Raw genomic sequence first — 17,945 nt, 5'->3', positions numbered from 1 at the left:
GAACTCCTGCGGACGCCACCATGTCGCCCACTCCTGCCGATTTACGCCACCCGGCCGGCGCCACCCTGGTGCTGCTGGCCTCGCTGTATTGCGCCCAGGGTTTGCCGTCCGGGCTGATCGCCCATGCGTTGCCGGTGCTGCTGCGCCAGCATGGCGTGGACCTGGCCGTGATCGGCTTGCTCAAGCTGCTGGCGCTGCCCTGGCTGCTCAAGGTGCTGTGGGCGCCGTGGGTGGACCGCCTTTCATCGCGGCGCCTGGGCCATCACCGCGGCTGGATTCTGCCGTTGCAGGGCGCGGTGGTGGTGATTCTGCTGGCCCTGGCGCTGCTCTCACCGGGCTCGCTATTTGGTGCGCAGTTGCCGCTGCTGCTCGGCCTGCTGGTGCTGATCAACCTGGCGGCGGCGACCCAGGACATCGCCACCGACGGCCTGACCGTGCGCCTGTTGCCCGAGCGTTGGCGCGGGCTGGGTAATAGCCTGCAGGTGGGCGGCTACAAGGTCGGGATGATCGTCAGCGGCAGCGGCCTGTTGCTGGTGATCGACCGCGTGGGCTGGAACCTGTCGCTGCTGGCGCTGACCCTGCTGGTCGCCCTGATGCTGCTGCCGGTATGGCGCTTCGCCGAAACACAACAATTGCCGCCAACCAGCGCGCCGGCCGAGCCGTTGGGCATCGGCCTGCTGTGGCGTCATTACCGCGGCCTGCTGGCGCTGCCGGGCATGGGCCTGTGGCTGGCCGTGGTGCTGGCCTTCAAGCTGGGCGACGCCCTGGGCTCGCCGATGATCAAGCCGATGCTGGTGGATCAGGGCTGGAGCAATGCCGAGCTGGGCCAGCTGACGTTGATCAGCAGCCTGGTCGGTATTGGCGGCGCGCTATTGGGCGGCCTGTTGTATGCGCGCCTCGGTGTGCTACGTGCGCTGCTGATCTTCGGTGCGTTGCAGGCGCTGAGCCTGGCCGGGCTGGCGCTGCTTGTCAGCCGTGGCGGTGACGCATCGTGGGTGTATGCCTTGACCCTGAGCGAGCAGGCCGCCGATGGCTTATCCACAGTCGCCTTGTTCGCCGCGATGATGCGCCAGTGCCGCCCCGGTCATGAAGGCGCGGACTTCACCCTGCAGGCCTCCACGCAGATTCTGCTTGGCGGCTTCGTCGGCGCGGCCAGCGGCGTGCTGGCCAAGGCGCTGGGGTATGACGGCCTGTTCGTCTGCGCCGGGGTCTTGGGGCTGGCGGCATTGCTGCTGGTGGGGCGTTACTTTCGTCGGCACGGCTGGCGGTAGCCTGGCGGCTCATTCCTCGAACTGCACCGGGCAGCCAGGGCCTTCGAGCTTCTGAATTTCCTCGACCACATGGGGGCGGGCGTGGCGCAGCACCAGCTGACGGTTCTGTGCCTGCAGGCGGCGTGCCTCCAGATGAAGCATCTCCACCCCGGCGTAATCGATGAAGTTGATGTGCCGGGCATCGACCACCACCCGATCGCCACTGCTGAGCTGCAGGATCTGCTGCACGTAATGGCAGGCGCCAAAGAAGATCGAGCCTTCCAGGCGCAGCAGTTCGTCGTCGCCGTCGCGGGTGTATTTGAAGCGCGGCTGCGAGGTACGCTTGAGGTAGAAGAACAGCGAGGCCAGCACGCCGGCGTAGATCGCCGTCTGCAGTTCCAGCACCAGGGTGGCGAGCAGGGTCAGCAGCATCACCACGAACTCCGCACGGCTGACCCGCAGCAGCGCGCGCACGCCAGCCACGTCCACCAGCCCCCAGCAGATCAGCAGGATCGCCGCGCCCATGCTGGGCAGGGCGATATGGGCGATCAGCCCTGCGCAGAACAGCGCGAACATGGCCACCAGCAGCGCCGAGAACACCCCGGCCATCGGCGAGGTAGCGCCAGCCTGCAGGTTGAGCGCCGAGCGGGTGAAGGAGCCGGCTGACAACGAGCCGGAGAACCACGGGCCGATCAGGTTGGACAGGCCCTGGGCGCGCACCTCCTGGTTGGCGTCCAGCAGTTGCTGGGAGCGGGCGGCCAGGGAGCGGGCGATGGAGAGGCTGGTGACCAGACCGAGCATGCCGCAGGCAATCGCCGCGGGCAGCAGTTCGAGCAGGCTGTTGACCTCGAAGTGCAACAGGGTAAACGGCGGCAAGGTGCCCTCGAAGGCATCGACCAGGCGGATGCCGGCGAACAAGCCGGGCAGGGCGGCGACCAGCAGGCTGCCGGCCACCACGCCGATCAGCAGTGCCGGCAAGCGTGGCCACAGGCGCCGGCAGAGCAGGCTGACCGCCAGGGTAAAGGCCGCCACCAGCACGGCGTGCCAGTCGGCCTGGTGCAGGTGCTGGCCGAGTTCGAGCAGGGTGGCCACGGCGGTACGCTGGCTGTCCACATCGAGGCCCAGCAGGTTGGGCAACTGGCCAAGGGCGATCACCAGCGCGGCGCCCAGGGTGAAACCGAGGATTACCGAGGGCGAGACGAAGTTGACCAGGTTGCCGAAACGCAGCAGCCCGAGCAGCCACTGGAACAGCCCGGCGAGAAACGTCAGCACCAGCACCAGGGCGACGAACTCGTCGCTACCCGGCCGGGCCATGGGGCTGACGCTGGTGAACAGCACGATGGAGATGGCCGCCGTGGGCCCGCCGATCAGGTGCCACGACGAGCCCCACAGGCAGGCGATGATCACCGGCACGATGGCCGCATACAGCCCGTACTCGGCCGGCAGCCCGGCGATCAGCGCATAGGCGATCGATTGCGGCAGGGCGAGGATGGCGCCGCTCAGCCCGACCAGCAGATCCGTGCCCAGCGTGCGCCGGGTGACGGTCGGCCACCAGAGCAGGAAGGGCAACAGGCTGTATCGGCTGGGTAGACGCATGGGGCTTTTTCGTTGAGTGGGCTGGGTGGTGGGCAGGGTAGCAGAGGTGTTGGTGATTATTTCCTGGCAGTGCTCGGGCGTAATACCTGTATGGAGCGGGCGACGATTGTGTCTGTGGGAACGGGCCATGCCCGTGATTTCGCGCGCATGGCGCGCTCCCACAGTGTTTGACCACCCCACAATCCGATCGCTGCAGCCAGGCTTACAGGCCGATGGGTTTCACCTACGCGACCCGACCCATCCTAAAAGATGCGGGCAAGCACATATCCGTGGGAGCGGGCCATGCCCGCGAACTGCGGATCTCACGGGCATGAACTAGACGTCCCCGCCCGCTCCCACAATGCACTGCTGCATGGAGGTCTACAACTTGGCCTTCACCGCCGCCACCGCATCGCCGCCTTCGCGGGTGGTCACCCCCTCGAGCCAGCCGTCCAGCACCTCGGGATTGGCCTTGATCCAGTCTTTCACGGCGCCGTCGTTGCTGGCCTGTTTGCTCAGTACCTTGTCCATGATGGCGTTCTCCATGTCCTGGGTGAACTTCAGGTTGCTCAGCAGTTTGCCGACGTTCGGGCACTGCGCTGCATAGCCCTTGCGGGCCAGGGTGTTGACGCTGCCGCTATCGCCAAAGTACTTCTCGCCGCCCTTGAGGTACTTCATGTCGTATTGCACGTTCATCGGGTGCGGCGTCCAGCCGAGGAACGCCACGAATTCGTCGCGCTTCACCGCCCGGCCGACCTGCACCAGCATGGCCTGCTCGCTGGACTCGACCAGTTTCCAGTCTTTCAAGCCGAACTCGTTGGCGGCGATGATTTCCTTGATCGACTCGTTGGCCGGCGCGCCGGAGGCGATGCCGTAGATCTTGCGGCCGAACTTGTCGGCGTGCTCTTCCAGATCGGCGAAGGTCTTCACGCCGGCGTCATAGGCGTAGGTCGGCACGGCCAGGGTGTATTCGGTGCCGCTGAGGTTTTCCGCGACCTTGTCGACCACGCCGGTGGCGACGAACTTGTCGTAGTTGGCCTGCTGCGCCGGCATCCAGTTGCCGAGGAACACGTCGACCTGGCCCTTCTGCAGGCCGGCGAAGATGATCGGCACACCCAGGGTCTGGGTCTTCACCTGGTAGCCCAGGCCATCGAGCACCAGGCTGGCTATGCCGTTGGTCACGGCGATATCGCTCCAGCCCGGATCGCCGAGGGTGACCGTGGCGCAGCTGGCGTCTTCGGCGTGGGCCTGGCTGGCCAGGGTGGCGGCCAAGAGCAGGCTGCCCGCGACGGCTTTCTTGAATGTGTTCATGCCTATTCCTTATGTTGGTTTTCTGTTGGGCAGGCTATGCGACGCAAGGGAGCGCGCCAGGTTCCCGCTTTTTGGCCCCGGTGTGCGACGTCACGGTTGGGGAAAGCGGGCGCGGCGCTCCAGGTCGTCGAGGTCGATGTGGTTGCGCATGTATTGCTCGCTGGCATCGACCAGCGGCTGGTGATCCCAGCTCTTCAGTTTGCCCTGGGTCAGCGCCTCGGCGACCAGGCGGCGCCGGCGCTGGCTGGCCAGGGTGGCACCGTGGATGGCGGCCATGTCCCAGCGGCCGCGGGCCTCGGCAAGAAACGCCTCGAGCTGCTGGCGATGATCGGCTGAGGCGGCGAGGTTTTCGCGCTCCTGGGGGTCGTCGGCCACGTTGAACAGCAGCAGCGGGTCTTCCTCGCTGTAGACGAATTTCCATTCGCCACGGCGGATCATCATCAGTGGGCTGGTGGTGCCTTCGGCCATGTATTCGCCGAGCACTTCATCGTGGCCGCCATTGCCCTGCAGGTGCGGCAGCAGCGAGCGGCCGTCGAGCGCCAGGCCCGACTCGACCTGGCCGCCGGCCAGTTCCACCAGGGTTGGCAGGAGGTCGACGGTGGACACCGACTGGCTGACCCGATGCGCCGCGAAACGCGCTGGCGCATGGACCAGCAGCGGCACCCGGGCGGCCATCTCGAACCAGTGCATCTTGTACCAGAGGCCGCGCTCGCCAAGCATGTCGCCGTGGTCGCCGGAGAACACGATGATGGTGTCGTCGGCCAGCTTGCAGTCCTTCAGCGTCTTGAGCAGCTTGCCGATGTTGTCGTCGATGTAGCTGCAGGCGCCGAAGTAGGCGCGCCGCGCATCACGGACCTTGTGTTCGGGCAGCGGCTTGTCCCACAGATCGATGACCTTGAGCAGGCGCTGGGAATGCGGGTCCTGCTCGGCCTGGTCGATCACCTGGCGCGGCAGCGGGATGTCCTCGTCGCTGTAGCGATTCCAGTATTCCTCGGGAATGGTGTAGGGATCGTGGGGGTGGGTCATCGACACGGTCAGGCAGAACGGCTGCTCCGGCGTCACCCGCACGTGGTCGTAGAGGTATTGCTGGGCCTTGAACACCACCTCCTCGTCGAAGTCGAGCTGGTTGGTGCGCACGCAAGGGCCGGCCTGCAGCACCGAGGACATGTTGTGGTACCAGCTGGCGCGCACGTCGGGCTCGTCCCAGTTCACCGCCCAGCCGTAGTCGGCGGGGTAGATGTCGCTGGTCAGGCGTTCCTCGTAGCCGTGCAGCTGATCCGGGCCGCAGAAGTGCATCTTGCCGGACAGCGCGGTGCGATAGCCGAGGCGGCGCAGGTAGTGGGCGTAGGTGGGCACGTCGGCAGGGAAGTCGGCGGCGTTGTCGTAGGCGCCGATCTGGCTGGGCAGCTGGCCGCTGACCAGGGTGAAGCGCGACGGCGCACAGAGCGGGCTGTTGCAGTAGGCAGAGTCGAACAGCACGCCCTCGGCGGCCAGGCGCTGCAGGTTCGGCACCTTGATCGGCGAGCTCGCGTCATGCAGCGGCAGCAGCGGTGCGGCCATCTGGTCGGCCATGATGAAAAGGATGTTGGGGCGTTTCATGGCGGCGTATTCCATATCGTTGTTTTATGCGAAATTGATCATCCGATGATCAAGGCTCGATGAACAGGGGTAAACCCGTATGCAGCACATGGCTCGGATAAGCAACGCTTATGTTTGATGCGCTCGCTGCCATCTCCCTCGATACGTTGCGGGTGTTCGAGTCGGCGGCGCGCCATCTGAGCTTTACCGCTGCGGCGGCGGAACTTGGCAGCACCCAGCCGGCGGTCAGCCAGCAGATCAAGCGGCTGGAAGCACAGTTGGCAACCCGCCTGTTCGACCGCGTGTACCGCGGTATCGTGCTGACCGATGCCGGCGAGGCGTTGCTGGTGCCCGTGCAGGAAGGCCTGGCGGCCATGGACGCCGGCCTGGCGACGGTCGCCGGCCGCCAGCAGCATGAGGTGTTGCAGGTGGCGACCGACTTCGCCTTTGCCGCCTACTGGCTGATGCCGCGCCTGCAGCGGTTTCACCAGCGGTACCCGGACGTCGACGTGAGCCTGATCACCAGCGAGCGCGACCTGGCCAGCCTGCCGGCGGAAATCGACGTGGTCATCTCCTTCGGTGACGGGCGTTTCAAACACGGCGAGCAGCACCTGCTGTTCAGCGAGGAGGTGTTCGCCGTGTGCAGCCCGCTGCTGCTCAACCGCGTCGACACCCCACCCGGCGAGCTGCTGGCGCAGCTGCCCTTGCTGCACCTGCGCCCGGAAAGCCGCTCGCGCTGGTTCGACTGGAACGGCCTGTTCCGCGCCCTGGGCATCGCCGAACTGCCCAGCCCCGGCAGCCTGCGTTTCGACAACTACACGCTGCTGATCCAGGCCGCCATCGCCGGGCGCGGCGTGGCCATCGGCTGGCGGCATCTGGTCGACGAGCTGATCGAGCAGGGTCTGCTGGTGCGGGTCGACGCGCGCTCGGCCACCTCGCGCTTCGGCTATTACGTGGTGTTGCCCGCGCGCAAGCGGCGCATTCGCCTGGTGGAGCATTTCGTCGCCTGGCTGCAGGACGAGCTGCAGCGCGAACCCCGGCCCGATTGGCCGGGCGGCATCGACCCCAAGGGGCTTGCCCTGTGAGCGAACCCGGCACCCGCAGTCATCGGCTACTACCTGATCGAGCACCGCGCCCTCTGGTCGAGCACCGCGCAGCCGCTGGTTCTGTCGGTGCCGGCAGGTGGGCCGCTCACCTTCGGGCGGTAGGCAGGGTATGATCCGCGGCTGATTTTTCGAGAGCCCATGCCATGCCTTACCTGCTCGCCGTCACCGTCCTCTGGGCGTTTTCCTTCAGCCTGATCGGCGAATACCTGGCGGGCCGGGTGGACAGCGACTTCGCCGTGCTGGCGCGGGTGGCCGTCGCGGCGCTGGTGTTCCTGCCCTTCACCCTGTGGCGCGGCCTGCCGCGGCGTTTGCTGGCCGGTTTCTGGCTGGCCGGGGCGCTGCAGTTCGGGGTCACCTACCTGTGCCTGTACCGCAGCTTCCAGGTGCTGACGGTGCCCGAGGTGCTGCTGTTCACCGTGCTCACTCCGATCTACGTGACCCTGCTCGACGATGCCCTGGCGCGGCGCTTCAGCCCCTGGGCATTGGTCGCCGCGCTGGTGGCGGTGGGCGGCGGCGTGGTGATCCGCTTCGAGCGCCTGGAAGGCGAGTACCTGGTCGGCTTCCTGTTGCTGCAGCTGGCCAACCTGACCTTCGCGGCAGGCCAGGTACTATGCCGCCAGCTGCTGATGCGCCACCCGACCGAGCAGCCGCTGCACCGTTTCTTCGGACATTTCTTCCTCGGTGCGCTGGTGCTGGTGGTGCCCTCGTTCCTGCTGTTCGGCAACCCGGACAAGCTGCCGAGTACCGCGCTGCAGTGGGGCATCCTGCTGTGGATGGGCCTGTTCGCCACGGCGCTGGGGCTGTTCTGGTGGGTCAAGGGCAGCGTCAAGGTGGATGCCGGCACCCTGGCGGTGATGAACGAGCTGCACGTGCCGGCGGGCCTGGTGGTGAACCTGCTGATCTGGAACCGCGACGCCGACCTGCCACGCCTGGCCCTGGGTGGCGCTATCATCCTCGCCTCGCTGTGGCTCAACCGCCTCGGCCGGCGGCGCCTGGCAGCGGCCTGATCCATTTATCGGAGAATAGGAACCTGCCTTGACGGGTGCTAACATCGCACCTTCAATTGCAAACGCAATTAGCTGTTTTAGAACCCTATTTTCCTGGGGCTTTTATAAAAGTTTCCGAGCAAAGGTCAGGCGAGGCAAAAATCGTTGAGGACGCGGAGTTTACGCCTTGTAAATGAGCAGTCCGAGGCGATTTTTAACGAAGCATCACCGAGCGCAGGTACTTCTATATAGGCCCAAGTGGCCACGGATGAATTTCTTTCACCGGCATGGAGCGCCTTTTCAGCCATCTCTTGCCCAGTGAATGCCATCGTGAATATTCGTCGCCCCTTCGCCAGCCTCGCCCTGGCCTGCCTGTTTCTCGCCGCGCCCCTGGCCTCCGAAGCCGCCGCTCCCGCCAAGCAGGAGCTGGCCTCTGGCAGCGCCCTGCTGGTCGATCTGAACACCGACAAGGTGCTGTATTCCAGCAACCCCAACATGGTGGTGCCAATCGCCTCGGTCACCAAGCTGATGACCGCCATGGTCGCCCTGGACGCCAAGCTGCCGCTCAACGAACAGTTGCCGGTGATCATCCGTGACGTGCACGACATGCGCGGCGTGTATTCCCGCGTGCGTGTCGGCAGCGAGATCAGCCGCCGGGAAATGCTCCTGCTGACCCTGATGTCGTCCGAAAACCGCGCCGCCTCCAGTCTGGCCCATCACTATCCGGGTGGCGTCACCGCCTTCGTTGCGGCCATGAACGCCAAGGCCCGCGCCCTGGGCATGACCCAGACTCGCTACGTGGAGCCGACCGGCCTGTCGGAACACAACGTCTCCACCGCCAACGACCTGGTGAAGCTGCTCAAGGCGACCCGCAGCTACCCGCTGATCGGTGAACTGAGCGCCACCGGCGAGAAGACCGTGGCCTTCCGCAAACCCAACTACACCCTGGGTTTCCGCAATACCAATGCGCTGACCCGCAAGCCCGGTTGGGACGTCCAGCTGACCAAGACCGGTTTCACCAACAGCGCCGGCCACTGCCTGGTGATGCGCACCACCATGGCCGGCAAGCCGGTGGCCTTCGTGGTGCTCGACGCCTTCGGCAAGTACACCCACATGGCCGACGCCAGCCGCCTGCGCAAATGGGTGGAAACCGGCAAGGTCACCCCGGTGGCGCCCGCCGCCCTGGCCTACAAGCAGCAGCGCGCCTCGCAGCGCCAGTTGCAGGCGGCACAGTGAGCGCTAACGCGTTTGCCAACGTGGATCGGCCGCCAGGCGTTCGGCGATGAAGTCGAGCAGGGTGCGCAGCGCCGGCAGCATCTGTCGGCGTGAGGCGTAGATGGCGTGGATGCCCAGGGACTGCGGCTGCCAGGCCGGCAACAGGCGCACCAGGCGACCCTCCTCCAGCAACGGCGCGGCCGCGTAGAGCGGCTGCATGCAGATGCCGCCACCGGCCACCGCCGCTTCCAGCAACACGGCGGTGTCGTTGCTGCTCAGGTTGCCATCCACCGGCACCTGCACCGGCCCCTGAGGGCCCGTGAACTGCCACAGGCTGCGGCCGAAATAGCTGTAGGTCAGGCAGTTGTGCGCGCTCAGCCCCTCGGGTTGGCTCGGGGTGCCGGCGCGGGCCAGGTAGGCGGGCGCGGCGCACACCACCGAATGGCAATCGCCCAGGTGACGGGCCACCTGATTGGGCTCGAGCTGATTGGTGATGCGCAGCGCCAGGTCGATACGCTCCTCGACCAGGTTCACGGCGTGGCTGCCCACCAGCACATCCACCGAGGTTTTCGGGTAGCGCGCCAGGTATTCCACCAGCACCGGGCTTAGCCAGGTTTGCGCAAAGGACTGGCTGGTGGTGATGCGCAGGTTGCCGCTCGGCCCGTCGGTGGCCTTCAGGCCCGTGGCCTGCATCATCTCGGCGGTGTGCAGCATCTCCCGGCAATGCGGCAGCAGTTCATTGCCCACCTGGGTGAGGCTCAGCTTGCGCGTGGTGCGGTGCAACAGCCGTGCGCCGACCCAGCCCTCCAGCTCGGCCAGGTAGCGCGAGACCATGGCCCGGGACAGATCCAGATGCTCGGCGGCCGCGGTCTGGCTACCACGATCCACCACTTCGACGAAAACGCGGGTTGCCGTGAGTCTGTCCATGATTCGCTCGATTCATGCAACTGTGTTGCGGTGATTATGCGGCTTTTTGAGGCGTTACACGCGGTTAAGCTCATCACTCGTCCATCGGCGACCTCAGCGGTGATGGCTGCGGCGGCCGGTGGTTTCTTGCCTGTTACAGTGGAGCCTGACATGAAAGTCGTCATTCTTGGTATCAGCGGGCGTGTGGGTGCGCGTCTGCGTGATGAACTGCTGCAGCGTGGCCATCAGGTCACGGGGATAGCCCGCGATGTGAGCGCTGTGCCGGCCCAGGACGGGCTGACCCTGGCCCGCGCGGATGTGGCCGACGGTGACCGTCTGGTGCCGCTGCTGCAGGGCCATGATGCGGTGATCAGCACCACGCGTTTCGTCGGCAGCGATGCCGCCCGCCTGATCGGCGCGGTGAAGGCGGCGGGCGTGCCGCGTCTGCTGGTGGTCGGTGGGGCCGGCAGCCTGGAGGTGGCGCCGGGCGTCGCGCTGATCGACACGCCGGCGTTTCCGGCGGCCTACAAGGATGAGGCCGGGGCGGGGCGTGATTTCCTCAACGTGTTGCGGGGCGAGCAGGCGCTGGACTGGACCTTCCTGTCGCCCTCGGCATTGTTCGAGCCGGGCCAGCGCACCGGCACATTCCGTGTTGGTAAGGACAACCTGCTGATGGATGCCGACGGCAACAGCGCGATCTCCATGGAAGACTACGCCATCGCCCTGGTCGACGAGCTGGAGCAGCCCCAGCATTCGCGTCAGCGTTTCACCGTGGGTTACTGACGGCCTAGCCAACGCAAAAAAGACGCGGCTCAAGCGCTACCCCCGCTCGGCAATGCGGGGGAGCGGCCTGGCCGCGTGCAGGGCCTCGAGCCACTCAATGCAAGGGTTTGTTGACCTTAGGCCAGCATTTGCATGCCGAGCTGGATGGCGACCCAGACCGCCAGGATGGTCGCGGCACCCAGTGCCAGGTTCTCGAACCAGTTGTTGCAGTACTGGCCGAGCAGTTTCTTCTGGTTGGACATGATCAGCAGGCCGAGGGAAATGATCGGCAGGCCGACGATGTTCAGCGCGTTGACCGCGATGGTCAGGGTCACGAAGTCCGGCATGCCCGGCAGCGACCAGATCAGCGGGGTGACCAGCACGAACAGCAGGAACCATTTGTGCAGCGGGTCCTTCTGCAGCGCTTCGCCATGTTGCTGGCGGCGCTTGGGCTGGATGTGGTGGAGGGCATCGGTGATCAGCATGGGGAAGGCGGTGGTCTTGCCCACCACGCTGGCGAACAGGGTGGCGAACACGCCGATGAAGAAGATGTACCAGCCGCCTGGGCCGAAGAACATCTGTAGGGCGGCGCCCAGGTCATTGAGGGTTTCCACCTTCAGGCCATTGGGTCGCAGGATTTCCGCACCCACTACCCAGATCGCCAGGTTGATGACGATACCGACGAACACCGCGAACAGCAGGTCGTTGCGCTGGATACGCTTGTGCTCCGGGCCGGTCCAGCCTTTCTGCTTCATCACGTAGGGGTGCACGAAGTTGGCGATCGAGCCGGCGACGGCGCCGATGACCGACACGGCGACCAGCAGGGCGCCATGCACGCCTTCGTCCTTGGGGATGCTGAAGCCGAAGGTACCGGAGACGATGCCGCCCAGATCCGGCCCGGACATCACCGCCAGGGACAGGAACGCCAGGGTCATGATCGCCAGCAACACCTTCATCACGCCTTCGATGAGGCTGTAGATGCTGCGACCGACCAGCAGCCAGACACCGAGCACCACCGCAAAGGAGCACAGCAGCGGCTGGTTCAGGTGCAGCAGCGTGGACAATGCCTCGCCAGCGCCCTTGACCATGTAGGCGTTCATCAGGTGGCCCATGAACAGCGCATAACCGAACAGGAACCAGGCGAAGCTGGGGTGCAGTTGCGCATAACCGCCAAGGATCGACATACCCTGGTTATTGCACAACTGGAAGCGGGCGATGATGTTGACGATCAGGAAGCGCAGCAGCAGCGAGACCGCCAGCACCCACATCATCGCGTAGCCGTAGTTGGCACCGGCGACGGACGAGGTGATCAGGTCGCCTGCACCCAGCCAGGACAGCACCGCGATGATGCCGGGGCCGAGAAGCTTGGCCATTTTGCTTAGGGGGTTGCCTGACGAGCTTGCAGACACGCCTTTATCGGCAACGTCGGTACCAGCCATGGGAATAGCCTCTGTGTTGTTTTTGTTGGGAGTAGCACGTTGTGATACGACATCATACAAATTGACTTGTTGCAAAGTGGCAATGAGAATTTTTCAGGGGCTAGCCGATAAGCGGCCATTAGGCCCGATTAGCCTGGTTGCGTAAGGGTTTCAAGAACCCGCTGCCGACGCCATCGGTATTTCCAGATGTTGCGGATGTACGATGTCTTCGTGTTAGTTTCCTGCTACTCCGCTGTCGTGTGCAGCACGCCAATCTTGCATTGTTCAGGAGAGCCCATGACATCACCCGCCCCCATTGCCCAATTGCTGATGATCGGCCCCTTGTCGCCAGCGCTTGTGGAACGCATCGAACAGACCTACCGCGTACATCGTTTCTGGGAAATCGATGACCAGCCCGGCTGGTTGCGCGACCATGGCGACAGCATCGACGCCATCGCCACCAGCGGCGTATTCGGCGCCAGGGCCGAGCTGATCGAGGCTTTGCCGAACCTTAAGGCGATCATCAGCTTCGGCGTGGGCTATGACGCCATCGCCGTCGATACCGCGAAGAAACGTGGCATTACCGTGACCAATACACCAAGCGTACTGGATAACTGCGTCGCCGATACCGCCGTGGCGATTCTGCTCGACCTGGGCCGCCGGATCAGCGAGGCGGATCGCTTCGTACGGGCGGGCGAGTGGCAGAACGCGCGCTTCCCACTGGCCAGCAGCATCGGCGGCAAGGTGTGCGGCATCGTCGGCATGGGCAATATCGGCCGGGCCATCGCCAAGCGCGTCGAGGCATTTGGCATGACCGTCATCTACCACAACCGCCGGCGCCGGGACGATGTCGCCTACACCTATCACGAAACCCTGGAAGGCCTGCTCGAAGCGGCCGACTACGCCGTGCTGGTGGTGCCCGGTGGCAGCGCGACGGACAAGCTGATTGGCGCCGAGCAACTGCGCGCCCTCGGCCCGAAAGGCTACCTGGTGAATATCGCCCGCGGCTCGGTGGTGGATGAGCAGGCCCTGGTCACGGCGCTGCAGAGTGGCACCATCGCCGGCGCCGCCCTCGACGTGTTCGCCGACGAGCCCCAGGTGCCGGCCGCGTTGCTGACACTGGATAACGTGGTGCTCACCCCGCACATCGGCAGCGGCACCCACGAGACCCGTCAGGCCATGGCCGACCTGTTCTGCACCAACCTCGACGGCTTCTTCAGGCAGGGCAAGGCGGTGACGCCGGTTTAGGGTCCGTTGCCGTTTCAACGCGACCGCAGGGCCGGGCCCGTGCGTGAAACGGCAACAGACCCTCGTGACCGGCAATAAAAACCGCTGCCCCGCAAACGGAGCAGCGGTTTTTTGTGCGATGGCTTAGCGACGGGCGCTGCGCACGCCTTCGGCCAGCTGGCTGCACAGCGCGAGCACGCCATCGATGGCCTGCCCGTCGTTCTCGGCCTTGGCGATATGGTCGATCAGTGCCGAACCCACCACCACGCCATCGGCCAGGCGGGCGATGGTTGCCGCATGGTCCGGGGTGCGGATGCCGAAGCCGATGCTGATCGGCAGGTCGGTGTGGCGGCGCAGGCGGGTGACCGCCTCCTGCACGTGTTCCACGTTCGCCGAACCCGCTCCGGTAACGCCGGCCACCGACACGTAGTAGACGAAGCCCGAGCTGCCGGCGAGTACGGTCGGCAGGCGCTTGTCGTCGGTGGTCGGGGTGGTCAGGCGAATGAAGTCGATACCGGCAGCCTGGGCAGGGTCGCACAGGTCGCGGTTATGCTCCGGCGGCAGGTCGACCACGATCAGGCCGTCGACGCCGGCCTCCTGGGCATCGGCGATGAAACGCTCGACGCCGTACTTGTGGATCGGGTTGAAGTAGCCCATCAGCACCAGCGGGGTGGTGCTGTCGTCCTGGCGGAATTCACGGACCATCTGCAGCGTCCTGGCCAGGTTCTGCTTGCCGGCCAGGGCGCGGATGTTGGCCAGCTGGATCGCCGGGCCATCGGCCATCGGGTCGGTGAACGGCATGCCCAGTTCGATCACGTCGGCGCCGGCCTGCGGCAGGCCCTTGAGGATCTTCAGCGAGGCGTCGTAGTTCGGGTCGCCAGCGGTGACGAAGGTCACCAGGGCGGCGCGATTCTGTTCCTTCAGCTCGGCGAAGCGCGTCTGCAGGCGGGAGTTTACCGAGCTCATATATGTTCTTCCTGTTCGTCGAAGTAGTGCATGACGGTCTGCATGTCCTTGTCGCCGCGGCCCGAGAGGTTGACCACCATCAGGTGATCCCTGGGCAGGGTCGGTGCGCGCTTGAAGACTTCAGCCAGGGCGTGGGACGACTCCAGCGCCGGAATGATGCCTTCCAGGCGGCAGCACAGGTGGAAGGCCGCGAGCGCCTCCTGGTCGGTGATCGAGGTGTACTCGACGCGGCCGATGTCGAACAACCAGGCGTGTTCCGGGCCGATGCCCGGGTAATCGAGGCCGGCGGAAATCGAGTGGGCGTCGATGATCTGGCCATCGTCGTCCTGCAGCAGGAAGGTGCGGTTGCCGTGCAGCACGCCCGGCACGCCACCGTTCAGGCTGGCGGCATGCTTGCCGGTTTCCACGCCATGGCCGGCCGCTTCGACGCCGATGATCTGTACCGACCGGTCATCGAGGAACGGGTGGAACAGGCCCATGGCGTTGGAGCCGCCGCCGATGCAGGCGACCAGCGAATCCGGCAGGCGACCTTCCTGCTCCTGCAACTGGTCGCGGGTTTCCTTGCCGATAACGGCCTGGAAGTCGCGCACCATCGCCGGATAGGGGTGCGGGCCGGCCACGGTGCCGATGATGTAGAAGGTGCTGTCGACGTTGGTCACCCAGTCGCGCAGGGCTTCGTTCATGGCGTCCTTCAGGGTGCCGGTGCCGGCGGTGACCGGAATCACCTCGGCGCCGAGCAGCTTCATGCGAAAGACGTTGGCCTGCTGGCGGTCGATGTCGGTAGTGCCCATGTAGATCACGCACTGCAGGCCGAAACGCGCCGCCACGGTGGCGGTGGCCACGCCGTGCATGCCGGCGCCGGTCTCGGCGATGATGCGCTGCTTGCCCATGCGCTTGGCCAGCAGGATCTGGCCGATGCAGTTGTTGATCTTGTGCGCGCCGGTGTGATTGAGCTCCTCGCGCTTGAGGTAGATCTTCGCGCCGCCGCAGTGCTCGGTCAGGCGCTCGGCGAAATACAGCGGGCTGGGGCGGCCGACGTAGTCGCGCTGGAAGTAGGCCAGTTCCTTGGCGAACGCGGGATCTTCCTTGGCCTTTTCGTACTCGGCGGCCAGGTCGTGGATCAGCGGCATCAGCGTCTCGGCGACGTACTGCCCGCCGAAGCTACCGAACAGGCCGGTGGCGTCTGGGCCGTTGCGTAATGAAGTCATGGGGTTCTCCTGTGAACTCAGGGGCCTTGGTCGGCCCGCCAGCCAGATGGCGTTGGCGTCGATGGTGGCCAGACTAACGCCGCAGCACCAGTCGGAAAAGCGATTAGTTTTAACGAATGGGTGACTAAAATTCACATATAAGAGCTGCTATCTAGCGCTTCAAGTGTGCGCAACATCGCAACTATGAAAGCTTCAAGGCCTAGCTATTGGCGACCTTGGCGGGTTGGTCAATAATCGCTCAGCTATGAATTTTATGCACAGGTAAGAAAGGTCATGAAGACAGGTTGGTTATGGATATTTCCGGGGATCGGCGCATTGCTGCTGGCGCTTGCCATTGGCATTCAGGTCTCGCGTATCAGTGGCGAGGCGCAGATGACGCGCACCGAGGGCTCCGTCGTGGATATCGAGGATGGCTGCCCGACGGTGTCGTTCACCACGCTCGATGGCACCCTGGGCGAGCATCACAGCAGCACCTGCAGCACGCCGCCGTCCTTCGATATCGGTGAGCGCGTGGCGGTGTATTACGACCCGCAGGACCTTGAGCGCGCCCACCTCGACAGTTTCGAGCAGAACTGGATAGGTAGCCTGATCGTCGGTGGCATCGGCGCGGTATTTCTGGCGATCGGCCTGCTGTTCGTGCTGCCGCCGCTGCTCGCCAAGCGGCGCGCCGCCGAGCTGCTGGTTACCGGCACAGCGGTGCAGGCCGAGCTGGTGGATGTCGAGCTCAATGGCTCGCTGAGCATCAATGGCCGCAACCCCTACCGCATCGTCGCCCAGTGGTTGAACCCGCAGACCAACAAGCTGCACGTGTTTCGCAGCGCCAACCTGTGGTTCGATCCGGGCCCCTATATCAGCGAGTCGCTGGTCACGGTGATGATCGATCCGAACAACCCCAAGCGCTACAGCATGGACACCCGCTTCCTGCCCGAGCTGGCGGACTGAGATGGCCCAGGAGCTGCCATCGCTCAACGCCCTGCATGCCTTCGAGGCGGCCGCAAGATTGGGCAGCGTCAGCCGTGCGGCCGTCGAGTTGCACGTCACCCATGGCGCGGTGAGCCGGCAGATCCGCACCCTCGAAGAGCAACTGGGCGTGGCGCTGTTCGCCAAGGACGGGCGTGGCCTGAAGCTGACCGACGCCGGTATGCGCCTGCGAGACGTGAGTGGTGAAACCTTCGCCCGGCTGCGCCAGGTGTGCGGCGAGCTGCGCCAGCGCGAGGTCGATACGCCGTTCGTGCTCGGCTGCCCGGGCAGCCTGCTGGCGCGCTGGTTCATTCCGCGCCTGGATCGGCTCAACGGGGCCTTGCCGGATCTGCGCCTGCAGCTGTCCACCAGCCAGGGCGAGCTGGACCCGCGCAGCCCCCAGGTAGACGCCACCCTGCTGTATGCCGAGCCGCCCTGGCCGGCTGATATGCAGGTCTTCGAACTGGCGCGCGAATCCATCGGCCCAGTCATCAGCCCGCAGCATCCACGTTTTGCCGAGCTGGGCGCCGCCGCGCCGGCCGCCTTGCTGCACGAAGCGCTGTTGCACACCACTTCACGGCCCCAGGCCTGGCCACAATGGCTGGCCGCGATGGGCCTCGATCCGTCCGCCATGGGTCTGGGCCAGGGCTTCGAGCACCTCTACTACCTGCTCGAAGCGGCGGTGGCCGGCCTTGGCGTGGCCATCGCGCCGCTGCAGCTGGTGGCCGATGACCTGAAGGCGGGGCGGCTGGTCGCGCCCTGGGGCTTCGTCGAGACCGAAGCACGCCTGGCTCTGTGGGTGCCGCAGCGGCGCAGCGGCGGGCGTGCCGAGCGGCTCGCCGCCTGGTTGCGAAGCGAGTTGCAAATCGTCCACTGAGTCGGCGGCCGGCGAGAACCATCGCGGGTGGGCGTCGGTCATAGCATCGGCCCCGCGATCTGCCCTGGGCCGTCACTGAGAGAGGGATTTGCCGATGAACAGGATGCAAAAGGCGGGTGCTCTGCTGGCCGCTATAGCGCTGGCGAGCCTGGCCCAAGCCGAGCCGCTGAATATCGAGGGGATTGGCCTGTCACGCGACGTATCGTGCAAGGGTCAGGACGTGAACATTTCCGGCAACGCCAACGTGATTCATCTCAAGGGTGATTGTGGCGCCGTGATGGTCTACGGTTCCCAGCACAAGGTGACGCTGGACACGGCCAGGTCGCTGAGCGTTTCGGGTGCCGAACACGAGGTGGTCGCCGAGCGCGTCAATGCACTGAGTGTCGACACCACCGAAAACCAGGTGCGTACGACTGTTGCGGGCAGCGATCAAGCGGCGCTGGTCGAGATTGCGGGCGCCGATCAGGAGCTGGACCTGCAGTTCGAGGGGCCGGTGAAGCTGGAGGTTGGCGGCACCAACCAGCAGGTGCGCTGGCGCGGCGAGGAGCCGGAGGTGCAGATGAGCGGCATCGACAACAAGGTCGAGCGCCAATAGAAACG

At 65.3% G+C, this 17,945-nt stretch carries 16 protein-coding genes; 9 read left to right on the top strand and 7 right to left on the bottom strand.

Translation table 11 applies throughout. From position 1 onward, the window contains the following. Positions 1 to 20 precede the first annotated feature (20 nt). Complete coding sequence (locus tag SA190iCDA_RS02125) at positions 21 to 1,271, top strand: MFS transporter (RefSeq protein WP_070884762.1); 1,251 nt, start codon at positions 21 to 23, stop codon at positions 1,269 to 1,271. 9 nt (positions 1,272 to 1,280) lie between these two features. Here SA190iCDA_RS02125 and SA190iCDA_RS02120 read toward each other — a convergent pair whose 3' ends face one another. The 3 genes from SA190iCDA_RS02120 to betC form a co-directional block, all read right to left on the bottom strand. Further along, a complete protein-coding gene (locus SA190iCDA_RS02120; RefSeq protein ID WP_070884761.1) occupies positions 1,281 to 2,846 on the bottom strand; it encodes a SulP family inorganic anion transporter in 1,566 nt (521 codons plus the stop codon). A 360-nt stretch (positions 2,847 to 3,206) separates the two neighbouring features. Beyond that, positions 3,207 to 4,136 (bottom strand): choline ABC transporter substrate-binding protein, encoded by a 930-nt coding sequence (gene choX / locus SA190iCDA_RS02115; RefSeq protein WP_070884760.1) that lies wholly within the window; start codon positions 4,134 to 4,136, stop codon positions 3,207 to 3,209. Between the two features lie 90 nt (positions 4,137 to 4,226). Next, a complete protein-coding gene (betC, locus tag SA190iCDA_RS02110) occupies positions 4,227 to 5,735 on the bottom strand; it encodes a choline-sulfatase (RefSeq protein WP_070884759.1) in 1,509 nt (502 codons plus the stop codon). 110 nt (positions 5,736 to 5,845) lie between these two features. Between betC and SA190iCDA_RS02105 the strand changes: the two genes are divergently transcribed. The 3 genes from SA190iCDA_RS02105 (at position 5,846) to pbpG (ending at position 9,042) form a co-directional block, all read left to right on the top strand. Beyond that, positions 5,846 to 6,799, top strand: a complete 954-nt coding sequence (locus SA190iCDA_RS02105) for a choline sulfate utilization transcriptional regulator (protein WP_070884758.1) — start codon at positions 5,846 to 5,848, stop codon at positions 6,797 to 6,799. Between the two features lie 164 nt (positions 6,800 to 6,963). Continuing rightward, complete coding sequence (locus tag SA190iCDA_RS02100) at positions 6,964 to 7,827, top strand: carboxylate/amino acid/amine transporter (RefSeq protein WP_070884757.1); 864 nt, start codon at positions 6,964 to 6,966, stop codon at positions 7,825 to 7,827. A 309-nt stretch (positions 7,828 to 8,136) separates the two neighbouring features. Next, on the top strand, positions 8,137 to 9,042 hold the full coding sequence (pbpG, locus tag SA190iCDA_RS02095; RefSeq protein ID WP_070885250.1) for a D-alanyl-D-alanine endopeptidase: 906 nt from the start codon (positions 8,137 to 8,139) through the stop codon (positions 9,040 to 9,042). A 3-nt stretch (positions 9,043 to 9,045) separates the two neighbouring features. On the opposite strand, the gene SA190iCDA_RS02090 is transcribed toward pbpG, so the two are convergent. Further along, entirely contained in the window at positions 9,046 to 9,948 is a 903-nt protein-coding gene (locus SA190iCDA_RS02090; RefSeq protein WP_070884756.1) for a LysR family transcriptional regulator, read from the bottom strand. Between the two features lie 150 nt (positions 9,949 to 10,098). Here SA190iCDA_RS02090 and SA190iCDA_RS02085 point away from each other — a divergent pair, with 150 nt between their 5' ends. Next, the gene (locus SA190iCDA_RS02085) at positions 10,099 to 10,710 is read left to right on the top strand and encodes an NAD(P)-dependent oxidoreductase (protein ID WP_070884755.1); all 612 of its coding nucleotides are present in this window, start codon (positions 10,099 to 10,101) and stop codon (positions 10,708 to 10,710) included. Between the two features lie 116 nt (positions 10,711 to 10,826). On the opposite strand, the gene SA190iCDA_RS02080 is transcribed toward SA190iCDA_RS02085, so the two are convergent. Then, the gene (locus SA190iCDA_RS02080; RefSeq protein WP_070884754.1) at positions 10,827 to 12,128 is read right to left on the bottom strand and encodes an Nramp family divalent metal transporter; all 1,302 of its coding nucleotides are present in this window, start codon (positions 12,126 to 12,128) and stop codon (positions 10,827 to 10,829) included. A gap of 276 nt (positions 12,129 to 12,404) precedes the next feature. On the opposite strand from SA190iCDA_RS02080, the gene SA190iCDA_RS02075 reads away from it, so the two are divergent. Then, positions 12,405 to 13,355, top strand: a complete 951-nt coding sequence (locus SA190iCDA_RS02075; RefSeq protein WP_070884753.1) for a 2-hydroxyacid dehydrogenase — start codon at positions 12,405 to 12,407, stop codon at positions 13,353 to 13,355. Between the two features lie 123 nt (positions 13,356 to 13,478). On the opposite strand, the gene trpA is transcribed toward SA190iCDA_RS02075, so the two are convergent. Together trpA and trpB are read right to left on the bottom strand one after the other, a co-directional pair. Then, complete coding sequence (gene trpA / locus SA190iCDA_RS02070; RefSeq protein WP_070884752.1) at positions 13,479 to 14,300, bottom strand: tryptophan synthase subunit alpha; 822 nt, start codon at positions 14,298 to 14,300, stop codon at positions 13,479 to 13,481. Then, entirely contained in the window at positions 14,297 to 15,508 is a 1,212-nt protein-coding gene (trpB, locus tag SA190iCDA_RS02065) for a tryptophan synthase subunit beta (protein WP_070884751.1), read from the bottom strand. The genes trpA and trpB overlap by 4 nt, the downstream gene beginning before the upstream one ends. Before the next feature lie 273 nt (positions 15,509 to 15,781). Between trpB and SA190iCDA_RS02060 the strand changes: the two genes are divergently transcribed. From SA190iCDA_RS02060 to SA190iCDA_RS02050, 3 genes are all read left to right on the top strand, one after another. Continuing rightward, positions 15,782 to 16,450, top strand: coding sequence for a DUF3592 domain-containing protein (locus SA190iCDA_RS02060; RefSeq protein ID WP_070884750.1), 669 nt, complete (start codon positions 15,782 to 15,784; stop codon positions 16,448 to 16,450). Position 16,451: 1 nt separating this feature from the next. Beyond that, positions 16,452 to 17,345 carry a LysR family transcriptional regulator gene (locus SA190iCDA_RS02055; protein WP_070884749.1) on the top strand — a complete coding sequence of 298 codons (894 nt, stop codon included), beginning with the start codon at positions 16,452 to 16,454 and terminating at the stop codon, positions 17,343 to 17,345. 94 nt (positions 17,346 to 17,439) lie between these two features. Continuing rightward, positions 17,440 to 17,940: a DUF3060 domain-containing protein gene (locus tag SA190iCDA_RS02050; protein ID WP_070884748.1), complete on the top strand. Its 501-nt coding sequence runs from the start codon at positions 17,440 to 17,442 to the stop codon at positions 17,938 to 17,940. Positions 17,941 to 17,945 lie beyond the last annotated feature (5 nt).

The organism is Pseudomonas argentinensis (assembly GCF_001839655.2).
GTDB lineage: Bacteria > Pseudomonadota > Gammaproteobacteria > Pseudomonadales > Pseudomonadaceae > Aquipseudomonas > Aquipseudomonas argentinensis_B.
Note: the sequence above shows the minus strand (reverse complement) of the source record. Positions and strands in the feature narration are given on the sequence as shown.

Coding starts and splice junctions, on each gene's coding strand:
- SA190iCDA_RS02125 (WP_070884762.1), top strand. CDS start 21: ATGTCGCCCACTCCTGCCGATTTACGCCACCCGGCCGGCGCCACCCTG.
- SA190iCDA_RS02120 (WP_070884761.1), bottom strand. CDS start 2,846: ATGCGTCTACCCAGCCGATACAGCCTGTTGCCCTTCCTGCTCTGGTGG.
- choX (WP_070884760.1), bottom strand. CDS start 4,136: ATGAACACATTCAAGAAAGCCGTCGCGGGCAGCCTGCTCTTGGCCGCC.
- betC (WP_070884759.1), bottom strand. CDS start 5,735: ATGAAACGCCCCAACATCCTTTTCATCATGGCCGACCAGATGGCCGCA.
- SA190iCDA_RS02105 (WP_070884758.1), top strand. CDS start 5,846: ATGTTTGATGCGCTCGCTGCCATCTCCCTCGATACGTTGCGGGTGTTC.
- SA190iCDA_RS02100 (WP_070884757.1), top strand. CDS start 6,964: ATGCCTTACCTGCTCGCCGTCACCGTCCTCTGGGCGTTTTCCTTCAGC.
- SA190iCDA_RS02090 (WP_070884756.1), bottom strand. CDS start 9,948: ATGGACAGACTCACGGCAACCCGCGTTTTCGTCGAAGTGGTGGATCGT.
- SA190iCDA_RS02085 (WP_070884755.1), top strand. CDS start 10,099: ATGAAAGTCGTCATTCTTGGTATCAGCGGGCGTGTGGGTGCGCGTCTG.
- SA190iCDA_RS02080 (WP_070884754.1), bottom strand. CDS start 12,128: ATGGCTGGTACCGACGTTGCCGATAAAGGCGTGTCTGCAAGCTCGTCA.
- SA190iCDA_RS02075 (WP_070884753.1), top strand. CDS start 12,405: ATGACATCACCCGCCCCCATTGCCCAATTGCTGATGATCGGCCCCTTG.
- trpA (WP_070884752.1), bottom strand. CDS start 14,300: ATGAGCTCGGTAAACTCCCGCCTGCAGACGCGCTTCGCCGAGCTGAAG.
- trpB (WP_070884751.1), bottom strand. CDS start 15,508: ATGACTTCATTACGCAACGGCCCAGACGCCACCGGCCTGTTCGGTAGC.
- SA190iCDA_RS02060 (WP_070884750.1), top strand. CDS start 15,782: ATGAAGACAGGTTGGTTATGGATATTTCCGGGGATCGGCGCATTGCTG.
- SA190iCDA_RS02055 (WP_070884749.1), top strand. CDS start 16,452: ATGGCCCAGGAGCTGCCATCGCTCAACGCCCTGCATGCCTTCGAGGCG.
- SA190iCDA_RS02050 (WP_070884748.1), top strand. CDS start 17,440: ATGAACAGGATGCAAAAGGCGGGTGCTCTGCTGGCCGCTATAGCGCTG.